Annotated in this window: 15 protein-coding genes; 3 read left to right on the forward strand and 12 right to left on the reverse strand. The window is 70.2% G+C overall.

Translation table 11 applies throughout. The features are described from left to right. Positions 1-4: 4 nt before the first annotated feature. The 3 genes from OG792_RS18990 to OG792_RS19000 all read right to left on the reverse strand — a co-directional run bounded on the left by OG792_RS18990 (position 5) and on the right by OG792_RS19000 (position 4,000). The gene (locus OG792_RS18990) at positions 5-397 is read right to left on the reverse strand and encodes a hypothetical protein (protein WP_329100698.1); all 393 of its coding nucleotides are present in this window, start codon (positions 395-397) and stop codon (positions 5-7) included. Between the two features lie 537 nt (positions 398-934). Further along, positions 935-2,581: a fibronectin type III domain-containing protein gene (locus OG792_RS18995; protein ID WP_329100700.1), complete on the reverse strand. Its 1,647-nt coding sequence runs from the start codon at positions 2,579-2,581 to the stop codon at positions 935-937. Positions 2,582-2,713: 132 nt separating this feature from the next. Then, on the reverse strand, positions 2,714-4,000 hold the full coding sequence (locus OG792_RS19000) for a hypothetical protein (protein ID WP_329100702.1): 1,287 nt from the start codon (positions 3,998-4,000) through the stop codon (positions 2,714-2,716). A gap of 168 nt (positions 4,001-4,168) precedes the next feature. On the opposite strand from OG792_RS19000, the gene OG792_RS19005 reads away from it, so the two are divergent. After that, positions 4,169-6,160 carry an outer membrane protein assembly factor BamB family protein gene (locus OG792_RS19005; protein WP_329100704.1) on the forward strand — a complete coding sequence of 664 codons (1,992 nt, stop codon included), beginning with the start codon at positions 4,169-4,171 and terminating at the stop codon, positions 6,158-6,160. 141 nt (positions 6,161-6,301) lie between these two features. Continuing rightward, on the forward strand, positions 6,302-7,615 hold the full coding sequence (locus OG792_RS19010) for an aspartate aminotransferase family protein (protein ID WP_329100706.1): 1,314 nt from the start codon (positions 6,302-6,304) through the stop codon (positions 7,613-7,615). On the opposite strand, the gene OG792_RS34730 is transcribed toward OG792_RS19010, so the two are convergent. From OG792_RS34730 to OG792_RS19050, 9 genes are all read right to left on the reverse strand, one after another. Continuing rightward, the gene (locus OG792_RS34730) at positions 7,527-8,123 is read right to left on the reverse strand and encodes a carbohydrate-binding protein (protein ID WP_442932242.1); all 597 of its coding nucleotides are present in this window, start codon (positions 8,121-8,123) and stop codon (positions 7,527-7,529) included. The genes OG792_RS19010 and OG792_RS34730 overlap by 89 nt on opposite strands. A gap of 109 nt (positions 8,124-8,232) precedes the next feature. Further along, positions 8,233-9,444: a DUF4331 family protein gene (locus tag OG792_RS19015; protein WP_329100708.1), complete on the reverse strand. Its 1,212-nt coding sequence runs from the start codon at positions 9,442-9,444 to the stop codon at positions 8,233-8,235. Beyond that, complete coding sequence (locus tag OG792_RS19020) at positions 9,369-11,504, reverse strand: alpha-glucuronidase (RefSeq protein WP_329100709.1); 2,136 nt, start codon at positions 11,502-11,504, stop codon at positions 9,369-9,371. Before OG792_RS19020 ends, OG792_RS19015 begins: the two co-directional genes overlap by 76 nt. Beyond that, positions 11,501-13,534: a beta-galactosidase gene (locus OG792_RS19025; RefSeq protein WP_329100711.1), complete on the reverse strand. Its 2,034-nt coding sequence runs from the start codon at positions 13,532-13,534 to the stop codon at positions 11,501-11,503. The genes OG792_RS19020 and OG792_RS19025 overlap by 4 nt, the downstream gene beginning before the upstream one ends. Further along, positions 13,531-14,217: a DUF624 domain-containing protein gene (locus tag OG792_RS19030; protein ID WP_329100713.1), complete on the reverse strand. Its 687-nt coding sequence runs from the start codon at positions 14,215-14,217 to the stop codon at positions 13,531-13,533. The genes OG792_RS19025 and OG792_RS19030 overlap by 4 nt, the downstream gene beginning before the upstream one ends. A 68-nt stretch (positions 14,218-14,285) precedes the next feature. Next, positions 14,286-15,920 carry an ABC transporter substrate-binding protein gene (locus OG792_RS19035; RefSeq protein ID WP_329100715.1) on the reverse strand — a complete coding sequence of 545 codons (1,635 nt, stop codon included), beginning with the start codon at positions 15,918-15,920 and terminating at the stop codon, positions 14,286-14,288. A gap of 71 nt (positions 15,921-15,991) precedes the next feature. Continuing rightward, positions 15,992-16,915 (reverse strand): carbohydrate ABC transporter permease, encoded by a 924-nt coding sequence (locus OG792_RS19040; protein ID WP_329100717.1) that lies wholly within the window; start codon positions 16,913-16,915, stop codon positions 15,992-15,994. Beyond that, complete coding sequence (locus OG792_RS19045) at positions 16,912-17,898, reverse strand: ABC transporter permease (protein ID WP_329100719.1); 987 nt, start codon at positions 17,896-17,898, stop codon at positions 16,912-16,914. Before OG792_RS19045 ends, OG792_RS19040 begins: the two co-directional genes overlap by 4 nt. Positions 17,899-18,239: 341 nt before the next feature. Next, positions 18,240-18,809 carry a TetR/AcrR family transcriptional regulator gene (locus OG792_RS19050; RefSeq protein ID WP_329100722.1) on the reverse strand — a complete coding sequence of 190 codons (570 nt, stop codon included), beginning with the start codon at positions 18,807-18,809 and terminating at the stop codon, positions 18,240-18,242. An 81-nt stretch (positions 18,810-18,890) separates the two neighbouring features. On the opposite strand from OG792_RS19050, the gene OG792_RS19055 reads away from it, so the two are divergent. Beyond that, positions 18,891-19,385, forward strand: coding sequence for an FBP domain-containing protein (locus tag OG792_RS19055; RefSeq protein WP_329100724.1), 495 nt, complete (start codon positions 18,891-18,893; stop codon positions 19,383-19,385). Positions 19,386-19,496: the final 111 nt, after the last annotated feature.

The raw sequence follows: 19,496 nt of genomic DNA on the forward strand, positions 1-19,496 counted from the left end.
CGGGTCAGGTGCCGACCGGCTTCCAGATCGTCGCCCGGATCCGCAGGGTCGGGTTGTCGTAGAGCCGGGGCTCAGTGAACTCCACCACCCGGACCCACGCCACCGTGCCCTGGGCGGAGACCACGCAGAGGTTGGCACCCACCTCGGGCTCCTCGTGCTGCCCGAGTGCCTGCAACTCCACCTTGGCCAGGCACTGGTCGACCGTCACATCCCCGGCGGGCACGTACCCCACCCGCGCGAACCCGCTGGTGAAGAGGGTGGAGAACTCGCCCTCGGAGGTGTACTCAAGGTCCGCCTGGGTCCGCGCGTCTACCTCGTCCGAGTAACTGGGCACATGGAACACCCGTGGTTGGTCGATGTCGAGCCAACTGCTCCTGCCAACCGACGGCGCGGGCATTCTGAGCTCCTCCGTCACCGGATCCCCGTACGCCGGTCCGGAAGACGGGGTGGCGGAGCCGGTGCCCGTTTCGACGGGCTGCGAGCGGCTGGGCGGGCCGGGAGTTGACGAGCCGGCCACCTCCCTCGACGGCTGCCCCGACCCGGTCGGGCCGTCGTCCGGCTGGTACAGGAGAGCGACGAGCGCGACGACCACTCCCACGATGGTGAACAGGCCGGACACCCCGACCCACCAGGGCGCGGAGTGCCAACGGGCGCGCGCCGACGGAGCCGGGTGATGCTCTCGCGGGTGATTGCCGGTATCGGCCACAGTCTGTCTCCCGTCGACAGCAATCACTCTAGGAGAAGTGGGCGACCAATGTCGTCCACATCCGACCTCACCCGATGGGCGGGCAGGTGACCTGCCGCGCCCACGGTGACACGGCGGGGTCGACACCCGTGCCGACCGGTCCAAGATGGGCTGGTCGGCACCGGTGTTCGTCTGCTCGATAGTGGTCAGGTCAACACTGGTGTGCCAGCACCCGAGGCGTCCGCCCGGTCAGAGCATGACGTCGCTGGTGACGATGCCCTTCGCACCGCCGAGCACCGGTCCGGCCTCCCAGACCCGGCAGGCGCTCTGGCTCGGATCGTCGGAGCGGCAGAGGAAACCGTCGACGATCACCAGGACGACGGTCACCACCCGCCCGTCCGGCAGGTTCACGCTGGCCGACGGCTGGGAGTACGGAATCCCGCAGAGGCTGTCCACCCAGCTACTCGGTGCGGAGGCGGCCCGGGTCCAGGAACCGTTGCCGTGGTCGAACAGCCAGACGGTGCCGGCCTGACCGCTGTCCTCGCAGTTCCAGAGGTTCGCCGTACGGACCGAGGTCGACGTCGGCGGCGGGGTGGGCTTGGTCGACGTCGTCGCACAGACCTCCGTGGTCGGGTCGTAACCGTGCCCCGGCTTGATCGGACCCACCTGGAAGCAGTACTTCCGACCGGGGTCGAGGTTGTTGAAGGTGAAGCTCGCCCGTGACCCGGTTCCGGCCACGCTCGGCCGGTAGTGGTTGCTCACCCCGACGATGTCCATCCGGTACTGGGCCTCGTCCACCGCGTTATCGGTCCAGTTCAGGGTAGCGGAGTTCGCCGTCACCCCGGTCACCGTGACGTTGGTCGCCCTCGGCAGGGCGGGCAGGGTCAGGTCCCGGCAGACGACCGGGGAGATCCCCACCCCGTACGGGTTGACCGCCTGGACCCGGTAGCAGTAGCCGGTGCCCTGTACCACGGTGGTGTCTTCCCAGGTGAAGCTGGCGCTGCCGGTGAGGCCGTTGCTGTGCACCTGCGTCCACGGGCCGGCGCTGCCGGTGGTCGACCGGTCGATGACGAAGCCGGTCGCGTCGGCGCTGGCCGGGGTGACGTACACCCAGATCTTCGGCAGCGTCGGGGAGGCGTTGACCTGGATGCTCGGTGCGCCCGGCGGCCCGCCCTGGGTGACCGTGCCGCAGCCGAGCTGGCTGTTCACCGTGCCGGTGCCGACGTTGATGCCGTACACGCAGACGGTGTGCTGGCCGCGTCCGGCGGGCAGGGTCAGGTCGTAGCCGTGCGCCGCGCCGTACGCGGGGTACACCCCGGCGACGTCCGGCCGGCTGCCGGAGGCGTTGACCGAACGTGCGAACACCCCGTCGACGTAGATGTGCGTGTCGATCGGGTTGGCCGTGTCCGGGTCGATCGCCCAGCCCCGTACCCGAAGCCCCGCCGGCCCCGGCGAGACCTCGTCGACCGATCCGAACGGGTCGACCTGTACGGCGAAGGTCCGGCAGACCGACCGGTCCTGCCCCTCGTTCTGGTTCTTGGCCACGGCGCAGACCGTGCTGCCGGCCCGCGCCGCAACGGTGCCGGAGTACGCGCCGCTGGTGCGGTTGGCGGTCAGGGTGGCGACGACAACGCCCTGGATCTTTATCTGTACCTGGACACCGGTGGATCCGTCCGGATCCTTCGCGGTGCCGCTCACCACCAGTCCGCTCGGTTGGCGGACCGGGGTGGCGAGGGTGACGGTCGGGGATCCGGCCCCGTCTCCGGGTTCACAGACCGGTGGCGGGTTGGGCACCTCGCACACGGGTGACGCGGCGGCCGGGCCGGTGACGACGCCGACGACAGCGGCGGCGGTCAGCACCGCCAGCACGCCGGCGCGGATGATTCGGTTACGCATGGCGTCCAGGATGGTCGGACCGTGGCTGTCCGGCGATCTTCCCGGCGCGACCTGGACACCGGCGCGACCTGGACACCGGGCGGGGCGCTTACGATTGGGCGCGGCCCCACGCGCCACACCCGACCGGGCGTGTCAGATCGGGTACGGCAGGGTCGGTTGCCAGCCGTACAGCAGGGCGTTGAGATCGGCGGGGACCGTCCAGTGCTGGTACGGCAGCACCGCGCTGCTGCCGGTGTGGATCAGGCACAGCAGCGGTGCGTCGCCGTCGTGGTCGAGTGCGACCTTCGGCTTCCTCACCGCGCCGACCCCACCGAGCCCGAACAGCACGACCGGGTCCCGAACCGGCAGGCCCATGCCCTGTCGCCCCGCAGCCCAACCCCGGTACGCCTCGGCCAGCCGCCAGGGCGCGAGGTCGGCGAGTCCCCGGTACAGGTTCGCCACCCAGGTCGGGGTGAGTTCCGCGTCGGCGAGTTGGTACGGCACCCCGTTAAGCAGCGCCCCGAGCTGCGGGTCGGTCCGTACGCCGGCGGTGTTCAGTGCGTCGGGCAACGCGCCCCGGCGAACCGCCTCGACCGCCGGGGCGGCCTGCTCGGGCCGGTCGACCTGCCAGCGGAGGATCGCCGGTGTGTCCGCGTGCCGGCGGTCCCACAGCCAGCGGGCGGTTTCCCAGCGGTGCCGCTGGTTGGCCGGGATCAGCTCCTCGACGCCGACGACCAACCCGTCGCCGTCGACCCTGGCGGTGAGCCAGCGGCCGCGCAGGTGCGGCCGGTGCTCGTCGTAGCCGGCGAGCGCGACCACCGCGGAGCGCTGGTAGGCACCGGTGTGGCCGCGCGGAAAGTGCCAGCTCAACGCCGAGTGGTCGATCGCGTCGAGGTCGGCGGCGGCCTCGTCCGCCACGGTGCCGATCCGGACGTTCGGTGACGCCGCCGCCGACTGCCGGTGGTCGAACTGCCGCCGCTCCCGGCGCTGACGCAACTCGACCCGCTCGACCGGCGGGCTGACCGAGTAGGTCGCCTTCTTCCCGGCCCACCGCAGCACCTCCGCCCCGGCGCTGCCCGGGTCGCCGAAGAGGCGGAAGGCCCGCAGCTCGTGCTCGTCGAAGCCGTCGTCCTCGGTGACCTGCACCTCGTACACCAGGTCACCCGGCGAGTCCAGGTCGTAGCCGGTGTGCGGGTCGCGGCCGAACTCGTTGCCGACCAGCGAGTCCTCCGCCCGCACCCGGTGGCCGCGGACCACCGTGACCAGGGCCGCCCAGGAGTTGTCCGCGTCGGTGCAGCGCAACGTGCGGACGGGCGTGTCGCGCCACCTCGACGGGAGGTCTTCGAAGTGGACGGTCAGGGCGGCCCCGCCGCACTGCCGCGCGACCGGGGTGAGCAGTTCCGTGCGCCACGTCTCGTGACGGTCCTTCGCCAGGGGCATGTACGCATTCTGTCGGTAGCCACCGACACCCGAGCCGGTCGGCGGCGGTCCCCCCGCGTCGCCGTGCTCCCGGTGGAGCAATCCGTCGCTGCTATCGGAACCTTTCCGGAAGCTCAGTCCGGTACAGTGGAATTCATCCATGTCAATGTTCTCTGGTAGGGAGGCGCCATGACCTCTGTCATCCGACGAATGGCGGCCGCATCCACGGTCATCGTGGCCTGTGCGGCGACCACGTTCGCGGCGATAGTTTCGGCACCCGCGAGCGCCGCCGACGATCCGCAATGGACGATGGGTGGCCAGAACATCAGCAACACCCGGTCCAACCCGGCCGAGACCCAGCTCAGTCCGTCGACCGTCGGCGGGCTGACGACCAACTGGACGTACACCACCCGGGGTGACGTCTCGGCGACCCCCGCCGTGGTGGCCGGCGCCGTCTACTTCCCGGACTGGGGTGGGTACCTCCACCGGGTCGACGCGAACACCGGCGCGGTGCTCTGGTCCCGCTCGGTCGCCTCGTACGTGGGCGCGAGCGGCACCGTGGTCGCCCGTACCAGCCCGGTGGTGGTCGGCGACACCGTGTACATCGGCACCCAGGCCGGTGCCCGGCTACTGGCGATCGACACCGCGAACGGCAACCTGCGGTGGAACGTCGCCACCGACCCGCACCCGCGCGCCGTGCTCACCGGTGGGGCCGTCTACTACGACGGGGTGCTCTACCAGGGCGTCTCCTCGGACGAATTCTCCCTGGCCACGGACCCGTCGTACGACTGCTGCACCTTCCGGGGCAGTCTGGTGGCGATCGACGCGGCCACCGGCGCGCAACGGTGGAAGTCGTACACCCTGCCGGACCAGGGGCCGGGCGGCGACATCTTCAGCGGCGGTTCGGTGTGGGGCACCACGCCCAGCATCGACCCCGGCAGCAACACGATCTTCATCGGTACGGGGCAGAACTACTCGATTCCCCGCAGTGCGAGCGAGTGCCAGGCGAACGGCGGTACGCCGCAACAGTGCCTGCCGGCGTGGAACGCCAAGGACTCGATCATCGCGCTGGACCTCGGCACCGGCGCGATCAAGTGGAACACCGGTCCGCCCCGCTTCGACGAGTGGAACTTCGGCTGCCTGCCGGGCGTACCGCCGAACAACTGCCCGAACCCCGGCCCGGACCACGACACCGGCGACGGGACCCACCTGTACGACATCCCCGGCCCGAACGGTACGACCCGTCGCGCGGTGGGCGCCGGGCAGAAGAGCGGCGAGTTCTGGATGCTCGACGCGGCCACCGGGGCGGTCATCTGGAGCGCGGCCGTCGGGCCGGGCTCGACACAGGGTGGCATCCAGTGGGGCACCGCCACCGACGGGCAGCGGGTCTTCTTCACCTCAAGCAACGCCGGCAACATCGAGCACCAGCTCCCCAACGGCCAGCGGATCAACTACAGCTCGTTCGGAGCGTTGGACGTCGCGACCGGGCGGGTGCTGTGGCAGGTACCCGAGGCACGCGGCGGCCGGTCGATCGGCCCGGTCACCCACGCCAACGGCGTGGTCTACGTCGGCTCGATGAACAACTTCATGTACGCGCTGGACGCCAACAACGGCCGGGTGCTGTGGGAGTACCAGGGCGCCGGCTCGTCCAACGCCGGCCCGGCGATCGTCGGAGGCAGGCTGTACTGGGGTAACGGCTACTCCCGTGGCGGCACCGCGAGCACCCGGTTCTACTCCTTCCGGCTTCCCGGCGGCCCGACCACCCCACCGACGACCCCGCCCACGACACCACCGACCACACCGCCCACCACACCACCGACGACCCCGCCCACCACGTCGCCGCCGACCACACCGCCGCCGACCACACCGCCCGGTGGGGCGTGCAGCTCCACCTATCGCATCGTCGGCCAGTGGCCGGGCGGCTTCCAGGCCGAGGTGACGGTACGGGCGGGCAGCTCGGCGATCAACGGCTGGACCGTACGGTGGGCCTTCGCCAACGGCCAGCGGATCACCCAGACCTGGAGCGGCACCACGACCACGAGCGGCTCGAACGTGACGGTAGGCAACGTCTCCTACAACGGGTCCCTGCCCGCGAACGGCACCACCACGTTCGGCTTCCTCGCCAGCTGGACCGGCGGTGCCAACGCGGTGCCGAGCCCGGTGAGCTGTACCAGCCCGTAGCGGGTGAGCCCGACCGGTCCCGCCGGCGGACCCGGTGCGAGCAGCGTCAGGCTGTCCGTACCGGTCCGCCGGCGCACGGCGAGACGACGACGGGTGTGTTCCGGGATGGACGCGGTGCCCGAGGCTGCCTACCGTCGGCGGATGGATGTTTTCTGGCAGGACGTCGACCGGCATCTCGTCCGCTACTCCGGCGCCGGACGCTTCACCCCCGAGATCATCGAGCGGGCCGCCGGCAGCTACGTCTTCACCGACACGGGCCGGCGCATCCTCGACTTCACCTCCGGACAGATGAGTGCCATCCTCGGCCACTCCCACCCCGAGGTCGTGGCGACGATCCGGCGCCAGGCCGGCACCCTCGACCACCTCTTCAGCGGAATGCTGAGCCGGCCGGTGGTCGACCTGGCCCGGCGGCTCGCGCACTCACTGCCCGACCCGCTGGACAAGGCGCTGCTGCTGACCACCGGTGCCGAGGTGAACGAGGCCGCGATCAGGATGGCGAAGCTGGTCACCGGCGGCCACGAGATCGTGTCGTTCGCCCGGTCCTGGCACGGCATGACCCAGGCCGCGGCGAGCGCCACCTACAGCTCGGGTCGCAAGGGGTACGGCCCGGCCGCGCCCGGCAACTTCGCGATCGCCACGCCGAACCCGTACCGGCCGGACTTCCTGACGCCCGACGGCGAGCTGGACTGGCGCCGCCAGCTCGACTTCTCGTTCGACCTGGTCGACGCCCAGTCGGTCGGCAGCCTCGCCGCCTGCATCGTCGAACCCATCCTCAGCTCGGGCGGGGTGATCGACCCGCCGCCCGGTTACCTGGCCGCGCTGCGCCGCAAGTGCGACGAACGCGGCATGCTGCTCATCCTCGACGAGGCCCAGACCGGCCTGTGCCGCACCGGCACCTGGTACGCCTTCGAACGCGACGGCGTCGTCCCCGACATCCTCACCCTGTCGAAGACGCTCGGCGCCGGACTGCCGCTGGCCGCGATGATCACGAGTACGGCGATCGAGCGGACCGCGCACGAACGGGGTTACCTGTTCTACACCACGCATGTGGCGGATCCCCTGGTCGCCGCCGTCGGCAACACCGTCCTGGACGTACTGGAGCGGGACAAGCTCGATGCCGCCGCGACGGATCTCGGCGCCTTCCTGCGCCAGGGCCTGGTCGAACTGGCCGGACGACACGAGGTGATCGGCGACATCCGCGGTCGCGGGCTGCTGATCGGCCTGGAGCTGGTGCTCTCCCGTGAGACCCGCGAGGGCGCCGACGAGCTGGGCGCCGCGGTCACCCGCCGGTGCCTGGAACTGGGTCTGCACATGAACGTGGTCCAGATGCCGGGGATGGGCGGGGTGTTTCGGATCGCGCCGCCGCTCACCTGCACCCGCGAGGAACTGGCCGAGGGCCTGGACATCCTGGACCGGGCGATCGGCGAGGTGACCTCCGGGTCCCCGGTCGGCTGAGGCTCCGGGTCCGCGCGAAAGGTGCCGGCCCGGGACACGTGCGGTCCCGGGCCGGCGTACGGCTTTCGCCGGCGAACCAACCGCCGCTAGCCGATCGACTTCCACGGGCCGTTGGTGTCACCCGGCACCTGGTTGCGGGTGTACCACCGGCCTCGTACACATGGTCCTGGTACGCCACCCGGTTACCGGCGTTGTAGACCGTCGTGGGCGTCCAGGCCGCCGGGCTGTTGTCCGGCGGCGCCGGGGCGATCTCCTCCCACGGTCCGTTCGGGTCGCCGGGCTTCTGGTTCTGCGCGTACCAGGATGCCTGGTAGACCCGGCCCTGGTAGCCGACCCGGTCACCGTTGTTGTAGACCTTCGCGGCGGTCCAGGCCGGTGGCGGGTTCACCGTCACGGTGACGCTGCCCTGCGCCGCCCTCAGGTACTCGTTGCCGCCGTACGACGCGATGAGCGGGTGGTTGCCGGGACGCGACCAGGCTGAGACTCTGCCGAGCTTCCGATAACCCACGGGCCTGGCCCAGTGATCTACAGGAGATGGCGACGTGATCAGTTAGTTGATCAGGCATGCGGCGGCGCGGCGGACGGGTCACCCCGTCCGCCGCGCTCCGCGACCGCGGTCAGGCTGCCACGACGTACGGGAAGGCGGCGGAGCGGGTGTCCACGGTGGCCTCGGAGGTGAGTCCGGAGGTCATCCCCGTGTTCAGCACCAGGGAGAGCATCACCTCGGGCGCGTTGTCGAGCATGGTGCGCCCGTTGCGAACCGCGAACCCGTAGTTGGCCGGGGAACCGACCCGGTACGACAGCAGGTCCGGGTAGACCTGCTCGGCCACGCTGCGGCCGTACGCCTGTGGGTCGGGGGCGGTGCCGTTCGCCGCGACCACACTGGCGACGGCGGTGGCGATCTCCGCGCCCCCGGCCCTCATGTCGTCGCACGGGTGCCGGAAGTTGGCCGGGTTGGAGAAGTCGGTGTCGGTGGGCCAGAAGATGGGCCACATCATCGGGTGCCCGGCCCGGTTCACCTGCCGCCAACCGCCCGCGTCGGTCGCCAGCACGGTCCTGCACCAGACGCCGATCTGGGCACCCTCGCGCACCGGACCGTCCCCGGTGACCTCCAGGACGATGGACTCGACGGTGTTGCCGGCGAAGGTGTTCTGCGCCTTGTCCGGCCGCCATGCCGACCGGTCCAGCTTGGCGCCGTTCTTGAACGCGTCGTTGACGGTCGCGAGCTGGTCGAGGTCGATGAAGAACGGGTCGCGGATCCGTCCCGCCCACAGCCGCATGTTGCCGCCGCTCACGGTCTCGCCGGTCCGGCCTTCGAGCACCTGCGTGCCGGTCGCGGAGTCGTCCTGGGCCTGGTCGCCGGTGACGGCGTGCAACGTCACCGGCTGCCGTCCGTCGGAGTCCGGCTCGCCGAAGGCCACCCGGTAGGTCAACTCCTCCATCTCCCGGCCGTCGAAGTGAACCTTGATCTCGTAGCGCGCCTCGGTCTGGAAGCCCCGCTTGATGTCGGCCCCGGTGATCGAGCTGTTGACGTCCATCACGAAGACGGTGCCGCGCTCGCCGTCGAAGACGGTGCCGCGCTCGCCGTCGAAGACGGTGCCGCGCTCGCCGTCGAAGACGGTGCCGCGCTCGCCGTCGAAGACGTACAGATCGTTGATGTAGAGCTGGCCGGTCTGAGCGGCGAGCGGGGTGTCAAGGTGATGCCGAAAAGCCGCGAACCTCGGTGCCGGGTCGAATCCGGAGCAGCTGGCACTCAGTGGATGCGGCGCCCGTGCGCATCCGGCACGCCGGACTTGCGGAAGAAGTACGCGTTGATCTGGTCCCGCCACTGCACGGCGCAGCGCCACTGCTCGTCGAGCCGCTCGACCACCCGCTCGTACACCGCCGGGTCGATCACCCCGGCGAGCAGTTTCCACCGCCGGCGCATGGCGTCCACCCGCTCCACCCCGGCGAAGTGGGTGTCGTAGATGTGTTGGATGACCGTCGCCCCGCTGTGCAGCACGTGCCCGTACGGGACGTGGTGGAAGAAGAGCAGCAGTTCGTCGGGGCACCGCTCACGCGCCTCGTACACCTCCGACCACGGTGGCGGGTACTGCCCGGTGAAGCCGGTTCCGGTGGCCCGGGTACGGTCCACGCCCACCCCGTCCCGGTCGGCGAAGTGGTACGTGCCCCACCGCGTGTACTCGTACCCGTCGACGTCGGGGCCGTAGTGGTTTCCGGGGCGGACCATGAAGCCGACACCCAGCGGCGCGGTGTAACGCTCGTAGGTTTGCCACGAGTCGTCCATGACGTCGTGCAGCGTGTCTCGTACCAGGTCAGGATCGCCGGTGGCCGACACGGGGAAGGTGAGGTCGATCCACTCGTCGAGGACGGCCAGCGGATCGAGGCCGGGATCCCAGGCGAACCGACCGAAGGCGTACAGGTTGGCCTGCGCCAACGGGTGCCCGGTCCAGAACGGGTCGTCGCCCACGTTGGAGACCGCGACCAGGCCGCCGCCCGCGCCCGCCGGACCGGCGGCGACGTCGGCGACCGTCGCGCCGCCCGGACCCCAGGGCGCGAACCGCAACACCTCGCTCCACCAGGGACCGAGGTAGCAGACGTGTCGCTGCTGGCCGGTGTATTCCTGCGTGACCTGGAGTTCCACGGCCAGTCGGGTGGCCGGCATGGCCCCGATCACCGGGGAGACCGGCTCGCGGACCTGGAAGTCCATCGGGCCGAACTTCACCTGGAGGATCACGTTGTCCCGGAACCGCCCGTCGAGCGGGGCGAAGTGGTCGTGGGCCGCCCTGGCCCGGTCGATGGTCCGGTCCCGCCAGTCCTGGCGATGGTTGTAGACGAACGCCCGCCAGTGCACCACGCCGTCGGTGGGGGCGAGCGCCTCCGCGAGCAGGTTCGCCCCCTCGGCGTGGCTGCGCCCGTACGTGAACGGGCCGGGCTGCCCCTCGGAGTCGGCCTTCACCACGTAACCGCCGAAGTCGGGGATCCGCTCGTACACCCGCCGGGTGGTGGCGGCCCACCAGTCCCGTACGCCCTGGTCGAGCGGGTCGGCGGTGGACAGGCCACCGAGGACCACGGGGGCGGCGAAGGTGACGGACAGGTGCACCCGGATGCCGTAGCGGCGCAGCACCCGCGCGATCTCGGCCACGTCGCCGAGCCGGTCGGTCAGCAGCCGCGCCTCCGGGGCGTGGACGTTGACGTTGTTCACCGAGACGGCGTTGACGCCGCTGGCGGCCAACAGCCGGCCGTACGCCCGCAGCCGGGGCAGGTCGCGGCGGGCGGCGCCGTCGCGCCAGAAGATCGAACCGCCGGCGTAGCCCCGCTCGACCTGCCCCATCACGGGGTGCACGGCCACGTTGTCCCAGTGGTCGAGCATGCGTCTGCGCAACGCCGGCCGGTACGCCCGGGGCGGACGGGCGCCGTCGAAGGCCGCCGCACCGAGCCGGACCACGTGGAACAGCCCGTACAGCAGACCGGCCGGCGCGTCGGCCAGCACCACCGTCGCCCCCGCCCCGACGGCGAGCAGAAACCCCTCGTCGCCGAGCCCGTCACCGAGTTCCGCCGCCCCCGCCGCCTCGGCCCGGGACGCCGCTGCCGCTACCGTCGGTGCCGGCAGCGGCCCGGTGCCGCGCAGCGCGAACACCAGGTCGAAGACCGGGTCGACGGGGTCGTCGGCCGACCCGACGGCGACCCCGTCGACCGGTGCGTCGGCGGACGTCGGCGGCCGGGCGCCGGTCCGCCGAGCCCGCCCGCCGTGCTCGGCACAGGCCGCCGCGACCTCGTCGAACACGGTGTCGACGAGCGGGCCGTCACCGTGCACCAGCACGCGGCGGGAGCCGAGCGCCCGGAACGCCGCCGGGGGCAGCCAGGCGGCGTGCACGCCGGTACTCATCGGTCCTCCCGCAGCACCACGATCCCCAGCCCGGTCAGCCGCAGCGGCTCGCCGGGCGCGATCCGCTCCCCGGTGAGCAGTTCGACCCCACCGGTATGGGCGGTCAGCTCGACCGGTTCGGCCCGGTGGTTGAGCAGGAACAGCAGTCGGGACCCGTCCGGGGCGACCCGTACGGCGGACTCCAGCTCCGGCACCTCCGGGTACGGCCCGAGCAGGTCGTGGTTCGCCAACACCTGCCGGACCACCCAGGACACCCCGGTCGGGTCCAGCCCGGCGGCGACGTACCAGCCGTGGCCGGCGCCGAAGGAGTTGCGGGTGACCGCCGGGGTGCCGGCGTAGAAGTCGGCCAGGTAGCTGCCGACCACCTCGGCTCCCTCCGCGATGACCAGCTCGAACAGCAGTCTCGACTCGACGTCGAGCGGCCCGTCGCCGGCGTCGAGTCGGACCGGGTTGACGATCTCCGGTTCCCGCGCGTCCCACTCGTCGACGCGTACCCCCATCAGCCGGCCCAGTGGACCGGGCACGTCCATCAGGAACGCGTTGTCGTCCTCGTCCACCCGCCCGGACAGGTAGGTGGTCAGCACCGACCCGCCGCGCGCGGCCACCGCCTCCAGGCGTTGCGGCAGGTCGCCCTTGAGCATGTGCAGGGCCGGCGCGACGACCACGTCGTAGCCGGACAGGTCCGCGGTGACCGCCAGCACGTCCAAGTCGACGCCCGCGTCCCACAGCGCCCGGTGGTACGCCAGCACCACCTGCTGGTAGCGGACCAGTCGGGACGGGCCGTCGGAGATCTCCAACGCCCACCAGCTGTCCCAGTCGAACAGCAGCGCGACCCGGGCCGGGGTCCGGGCGCCGAGCACCGCCGGCCCGAGCCGGTCGAGTTCGGCGCCGAGCTGCGCGACCTCCCGGAACACCCGGGTGTCCGACCGGCCGGCGTGACCGATGACCGCCCCGTGGTACTTCTCGCAGGCCCCGCGCGAGGCCCGCAGCTGGAAGAAGAGTACGGCCTGCGCCCCGTGCGCCACCGCCTGCCAGCTCCACAGTCGCATCAGCCCGGGTCGCTTGAGCGGGTTGACGTCCCGGGCGGCGGTGTGGCTCGGGGTCTGCTCCATCAGCCAGAACGGTTGGCCGTCCCCGACCCCGCGCATCAGGTCGTGGGTGAACGCCATCCTGGCCGCCGACCGGTCGTCGGGCGGGTAGTTGTCCCAGGAGACGAAGTCCAGGTGTGGTGCCCAGCGGTGGTAGTCGATGGGCCGGTACATGCCCATGAAGTTCGTGGTCACGGGTGTGTCGGGGCTGGACTCCCGGATGGCCGACTTCTCGTCGCGGAAGTTGGCGAGCATGGCGTCGGACATGAACCGCAGGTAGTCCAGGGTGATGCCCTGGAAGGCGGTGTGGTCCGGGCCGCGCCAGTGCTCGGTGAGGGCGGACGGCGGCTCGATCTGGTCCCAGTCGGTGAAGGTGTGCGACCAGAAGGTCGTGTACCAGGCCGCGTTGAGGCAGTCGAGGCTGCCGTACCGGCGTTGCAGCCAGTGCCGGAAGGCGGCGGCACAGTGGTCGCAGTAGCAGGCGCCGCCGTACTCGTTGCCGACGTGCCAGGCGACGACCGCCGGGTTCGCGGCGTACCGCCGGGCGACCCGGCGGGCCAGTTCGGCGGAGAGCCGGCGGAAGACCGGGGAGCTGGGGCAGGAGTTGTGTCGCTGCCCGTACCGGTGCCGGCGGCCCTCGAAGTCGGTCCGGGTCACCTCCGGGTACGCCCGCGCGAGCCACGCCGGATGGGCGCCGGTCCCGGTCGCCAGGCAGATCTGCCGGCCCCGCCCGGCGGCCCGCTCGACTATGCGGTCCAGCAGCGAGAAGTCGTAGACCCGTTCGGACGGCTGGGTGAGCGCCCAGTCGAAGACGCCCAGGGTCACGGTGTCGATCCGGGCCGCGTCGAAGAGCCGGTAGTCCTGCTGCCACACCTCCTCGGGCCACTGCTCGGGGTTGTAGTCCCCGCCGAACGGCACCTTCGCGGTGACCGGCAGGCTCATCCGATGAACTCCTTCCGGATCTTGTCGATCATCGGGTCGCCGATCCGCAGGAACGCCCAGACGAGGACAACGGCCAGCAGCGCCACCACCGCCTCGGAGAAGACGGCGGTGAGCGCGGCCGCCGCGGCGAGCAGAACGACGTTGCCGATCGGGACGCTGGGGGTGCGGACCAGGAAGTACAGCGCCAGCCGGGCCACGTCGCGGGTACGGAAGGTGAACAGCGAGGTGACCACCAGCGCGTTGGCCCCGCAGAGGGTCACGCCCACGCCGACGAGGACCAGCGGCACCGCCCAGCCGGCCGGGACCGTGGCGGCGCCGAGGTTGGCCAGGTTCACCGCGATGACGGTCAGCCACAGCAGGGTCGGCACCCAGACCCGCAGCACACCGGGAAGGTTGGCCCGGTACGCCCGCCAGAACAGGCCGGCGGGGCGCAGATCGGTCGGGTCGGGCCGCTGGTGCCGCAGGGCGTACAGGGCGGCGGAGACGGCCGGGCCGACCGGGACCAGGCAGATCGCGACCAGTGGCAGGTTGCTGGCGTCGCCGCCGAGCAGGACGAGCGGGACCAGACCGGGCAGGGTGGTGAGCAGGAGCAGCAGCTCGACGACCAGCAGGGTGTAGACGAACGCGGCCGCCCGGGACAGCGGCCCGTCACCGACCTGTCCCCGCGTCCGGACGTCACTCACAGGCTGCTCCTTCGACGAAGCTGACCGGTCCGGCCGGGCCCGGTGGGTGGGCCCGGCCGGACCGGCGGTCAACCGTTGTCCTTCTGGAAACGCTCGTACGCCTTGTTGACCAGCGTCAGGTACGACTCCGAGTTCTTGGCCTTCAGCTCGGCCACGTAGGCGTCCCACTCGGTGAAGGGGCGTTGGCCGAGGATGAACCGCAGCCCGTTCTGGGTGACGTAGTCCTTCAGCGGCGTCTCCCACAGCGACGCCTGCTCGCGCTCCTCGTCGGTGAACGGGTACGGCGGCGGCACCGCCAGCGACTTGCGGGCGCTCATCACCTTCTGGAACTCCTGCTCCTCCGGCGGGAAGAACGACTGCACCAGTTCGAGGTTGCCGCCGTAGACGAACACCCCGTTCTGGAAGCCGAACTCCTTTTGCAGGTGCTTGGTCCCCTTGGGGTTCAGCCCGAGGACGTCGACGTCGACGGTCAGGGTCCGCTTGCCGGAGCCGTCCCTGGTGTACGTCGTGCCCTCGACGCCCCACTTGGCGAACTCCTGGCCCACGTCGGAGTACCACAGCCAGTCGATGAACTGCATCATGGCGACGAAGTTCTTGCTGTCCCGGGCCTTCGTGGAGATCATGATGCCGTTCTCCAGCCGGGAGGCGGGGTTGATCTCCCCGGCCGGGCCGACCAGCAGTGGGATCTTGACCAGCTTCGCGTTCGGCAGGGTCTTCGCCAGGTCCGGCCGGTTCTCGTTGACCAGGGTCTGCGCGTTGGCGCCGATGACGAACGACCTGCCGTTGGCCAGCTTCTGGCGCGCCTGGTCATCGGTCTGGGTGAAGCTCTCCGGATCGAGCAGCCCCTCCGTAACCAGCTTGTTGACGTACTGGAGCATCTGCTTGTACTGCTCGGTGGCACCGGTGTATAGGAACTTCTTGGCGTTCGGGTCCCAGGTGGCGTGCTGGTAGTTCCAGCCGGCCTGGGTGCCGTACGAGACGCCGAGGATGTTGAGCAGGCTGCCGCCGGGGGTCGGCTTGCCCCACCGCTCCGAGAACGGGTACGTGTCCGGGTACCTCGCCTTCATCGCCTTCAGCACCACGTACAGGTCGTCCCAGGTCTTCGGCATCTGGAGGCCGAGTTGGTCGAGGATGTCGGCCCGGACGGCCAGCGAGTAGTCGTGCGTCGGCTTCTCGTGTACGCCGGGGAGCAGGTAGAACTTGCCGTCCGACTGCCGCAGCGTGTCGATCTCCGGTTCGAGCTTCCACTTGGCGATCTTGTCCCTGAGGTTGGGCATCAGGTCGAGGTAGTCGCTCACCGGGAGGATCGCGCCGGAGGAGACAAAGGCGTTCTCCTGCGGATGGTAGGTCTTCGGGATGATCATCGGTGCGTCGCCGGCACCGATGAGCAGGCTGCGCTTCTGCTCGTAGTCGCTCAACGGCACCGCGACCGGTTCGAGCTTCACGTTGGTGCGCTTGGTCAGCTCCGACCAGAACAGCCAGTCGTTCTTCAGCGGGTAGAACGAGTGGTTGTTGTAGAGGGTGGAGAAGGACAGCGGCTCGGTGGCCTTGAACTGGTCCCCGACGGCGAAGTCGGCCATGGCGCCGGCCCGGTTGCCGGAGAGGTCCGTGGCCTGCGGGGATTCCTCCGAGCACGCGACGAGGCTGAGGGTGAGCAGACCGGCAGCCGCTATCGCTACCCGGCGCCACGTTCTGTGGAGCATGGCCCGTCCTTTCGGTGCGGTGGTGGTTGGGGTGAGGTGGTGTGCGGTGCAACAGTGGTGGGCCGAGCGGACTACCCCTTGACCGCGCCGAGCATCACGCCCGATACGAAGAACCGCTGGACGAACGGGTAGACCAGCAGGATCGGCAGGGTGGTGAGCACGATGGTCACGGACTGGAGGGTGGCCGCGGCCTGGACCGCGTCCGCGTCGGCGACGCCACCGGCCGACTGCGCGCCGGTGGCTCCCGAGATCAGGTTGCGCAGGTAGACCGTCACCGGGAGGAGTTCCTGCCGGTCCAGGTAGAGGAACGCGGTGAACCACGAGTTCCAGTAGGAGACGGCGTAGAACAGCACCATCGTGGCGATGATGGCCTTCGACAGCGGCAGCACGATCCGCAGCAGCGTGCCGTACGTGTTCAGGCCGTCGACGGCGGCGGCCTCCTCCAGTTCGACCGGCAGACTCTCGAAGAACGCCTTCATCACCAGCAGGTTGAACACGCTGATCGCGTTCGGCACGACAACCGCCCAGATGCTGTTCTTCATGCCCAGGCTCGTGATCAGCACGTAGTTGGGGATCAGACCGCCGGAGAAGAACATCGTGAACACCGCGACGCCGACCAACGCGCCGCGCCCCTTGAGCTGCGGCTTCGACAACACGTACGCGTAGCAGGTGGTCAGCACGATGGCGATGAACGTGGCGACGACGGTGTACACCACCGTGTTGCGGTAGTTCGTCCAGAACATCGAGTCGGACAACACGAGCTTGTACGCGGTCAGGTCGAACCCGCGCGGCACGAGGTTGACCTGCCCGGAGATCAGGTACGCCTCGTCGCTGAGCGAACGGGCCACGATGTTGACGAAGGGGTACAGCGTCACGATCACGACGCCGGTCAGGATGACGGCGTTGACCGCCTGGAACACCCGGCGACCCCGGCTCGGCCGTACCCCGCGCCGGCCGACGGCCGCCGACCGGGATCCGCCGGTCCCCACGGTCACCACAGGCTCGTTCCCACAGTGCGACGGGAGATCGTGTTCGCCGTCAGGACCAGGATCAGCCCGATCACGGCCTCGAACAGACCGATCGCGGCGGCGTAGCTGAAGTTGCTGGACTCGAAGCCCATCCGGAACAGGTAGGTGGAGATGACGTCCGCCGTCGGGTAGGTCAGTGCGTTGTAGAGCAGCAGGATCTTCTCGAACCCGACCGCCATGAACGTGCCGATGTTGAGGATCAGCAGCGTCACCATCGTCGGCCGGATTCCGGGCAGCGTCACGTGCCAGGTTTGGCGCCACCGGTTGGCCCCGTCGATCCGGGCCGCCTCGTACAGGTTCTCGTCGATGGTGGTGAGCGCGGCGAGGTAGAGAATCGTGCCCCAGCCGACGGTCTGCCAGACCTCCGAGGATACGTAGATGGTCCGGAACCACTCCGGCTGTTGTAGGAACGGCACCGCGTCGCCGCCGAGACCGCGGACGAGCTGGTTCACCGTCCCGTCCACCGACAGCAGCTGCATGACCATGGCCGCCACGATCACGATCGACAGGAAGTGCGGCAGGTAGGACACGGACTGGACGAAGCGCTTCAGCGTACGGGTGCGGACCTCGTTGAGCAGCAACGCCAGCACGATCGGGAGCGGGAAGCAGAACAGCAGGGTCAGCGTTCCCAGCACGAGCGTGTTGGTGAACACCTCCCAGAACGTCGGGTCGGTGAAGAACATCCGGAAGTACCGCAGGCCGACCCAGTACTCGCCGAACAGGTTCCCGCCGGGTTCGAACCGGCGGAACGCGATCACGTTGCCGAGCATCGGCAGGTACCGGAAGACCAGGAAGAACAGCAGCGGCAGGACGGCCAGCGAGTAGAGCTGCCAGTCCCGACGCAGCGCCTGCCGCCAGCCGCGCCGACGACGCGTACGCCGATCGGGTCCGGTCCGCGGCAAAGCGGGAGGTCGGGTTCCTTCCGGCCGCCGCAGTGTCTCGGATGCCATCTCCCGACCTCCTGTCCGCCCTACGGGATCCGGCCTCCGGACGCATCGAGTCGCGACCGTATCCGGCTCCGAAAGTTTCGGTAAACTCCGTAACCTTTTCGGCAACCTAGAGGCCACCGTCTATGCGTGTCAAGGGTCACAAAGGGGCACCCACGTCCGATCACGGTACGGCGACGACCAGCACAAGCCTCCCGACCGGCGCAACCACCGTCACGAACGGCTCCCTGAGCCATCCGATCATGTTGGCATCTCGCCGAAACTTTCAGGCGCTCTCGACAACTTTCTGGCCCGACGAGGCTTAGCCGACCGACCGGCGGGCGCGCGGTGGCGCGGTGGCGCGGTCAGGCCGGCGGCCAGTTGCGGAGAACCGTGTCGAGGGCGTCCAGGGCCCTGGACCACGAGGCGTCCGCCGCGCGCGGGTGGTGGCTGAATCCACCCACCCGCTCCAGGCTCACGTATCCGTGGAAAGTGCTGTGCAGGAGCCGGACCGCGTCCGTCTGGTCCGGCTCCGGCAGCCGGTAGCCGCGCAGGATCGCCCGGGTCATCTGCGCGTGCCGGCTTGCCGCGCTGGCCACCGCCGTCTCCGGGTCGAGTTCGACCTGCATCGCGGCGTACCGGCCCGGATGCTGTCTGGCGTAGTCCCGGTAGGCGTTCGCGAAGGCGACCAGCGCGTCCTTGCCGGCCCGGCCGGCCAGGGCGGCCGCGACCCGGTCGGCGAGTTCCGCCAGGGCCAGCACCGCCACCCTCACCCTGAGGTCCCGGACGTTCCTGATGTGTGAGTAGAGGCTGGCGTCCCTGACACCGAACCCGCGCGCGAGCGCCGAGACGGTCAGGTTCTCGAAGCCGACCTCGTCGGCCAGGTCCGCCGCCGCCCGGGCCAGGCGTTCGGCGGTCACCCCCGCGCGTGCCATGGGTCCCTCCCAAAACCTAGAGGCTCTAGGCTAGTACATAATCATTCGCCGTACTGGGCTGGCCGGTGTAGCTTTTTGCCCGTGCTACAGCCAACCGAGCATGAGATCCGCGCGTCGTTCGTCAACTGCACCAAGGGTGAGACGAAGCGCCTGGCCCTGCCCCGTGACCTGGCCACCCGGCCGTGGCACGACCTGGACTTCCTCGGATGGCGCGACGACGCCGCGCCGCAGCGGGCGTACCTGGTCACCGAGACCGGCGACGGCCTCATGGGCGTGGCGCTACGACTGGCGTCGCCCCACACCGGTCAGGCACGGCGCAGCATGTGCTCGCTGTGCCTGACCACGCACACCGGCAACGGCGTATCGCTGATGACCGCGCGCAAGGCGGGACCCAGTGGACAGCAGGGCAACTCGGTCGGCGCCTACATCTGCGCGGATCTGGCCTGCTCGCTGTACCTGCGCGGAAAGAAGCAGGCCGCGCCCGGCGGGCGGCTGCACGAGTCACTCACGCTGGCCGAACAGATCGAACGGACCACGGCCAACCTGACCGGATTCCTGAGCCGGGTGGTCGACTGACCACGTGTGGCACGGCACGACAGACACAGCGGTCCCCCGAGGGCTGCTGATCAAGGCGTACGGGGCGAGCGGCCGAGAACAGCCAGCCTGCGGGGACGCTGACGCGGATGA

The organism is Micromonospora sp. NBC_01699, from assembly GCF_036250065.1.
GTDB lineage: Bacteria > Actinomycetota > Actinomycetes > Mycobacteriales > Micromonosporaceae > Micromonospora_G.

Coding starts and splice junctions, on each gene's coding strand:
- OG792_RS19000 (WP_329100702.1), bottom strand. CDS start 4,000: ATGCCCCTGGCGAAGGACCGTCACGAGACGTGGCGCACGGAACTGCTC.
- OG792_RS18995 (WP_329100700.1), bottom strand. CDS start 2,581: ATGCGTAACCGAATCATCCGCGCCGGCGTGCTGGCGGTGCTGACCGCC.
- OG792_RS19005 (WP_329100704.1), top strand. CDS start 4,169: ATGACCTCTGTCATCCGACGAATGGCGGCCGCATCCACGGTCATCGTG.
- OG792_RS19010 (WP_329100706.1), top strand. CDS start 6,302: ATGGATGTTTTCTGGCAGGACGTCGACCGGCATCTCGTCCGCTACTCC.
- OG792_RS19020 (WP_329100709.1), bottom strand. CDS start 11,504: ATGAGTACCGGCGTGCACGCCGCCTGGCTGCCCCCGGCGGCGTTCCGG.
- OG792_RS19050 (WP_329100722.1), bottom strand. CDS start 18,809: ATGGCACGCGCGGGGGTGACCGCCGAACGCCTGGCCCGGGCGGCGGCG.
- OG792_RS19035 (WP_329100715.1), bottom strand. CDS start 15,920: ATGCTCCACAGAACGTGGCGCCGGGTAGCGATAGCGGCTGCCGGTCTG.
- OG792_RS18990 (WP_329100698.1), bottom strand. CDS start 397: ATGCCCGCGCCGTCGGTTGGCAGGAGCAGTTGGCTCGACATCGACCAA.
- OG792_RS19045 (WP_329100719.1), bottom strand. CDS start 17,898: ATGGCATCCGAGACACTGCGGCGGCCGGAAGGAACCCGACCTCCCGCT.
- OG792_RS19025 (WP_329100711.1), bottom strand. CDS start 13,534: ATGAGCCTGCCGGTCACCGCGAAGGTGCCGTTCGGCGGGGACTACAAC.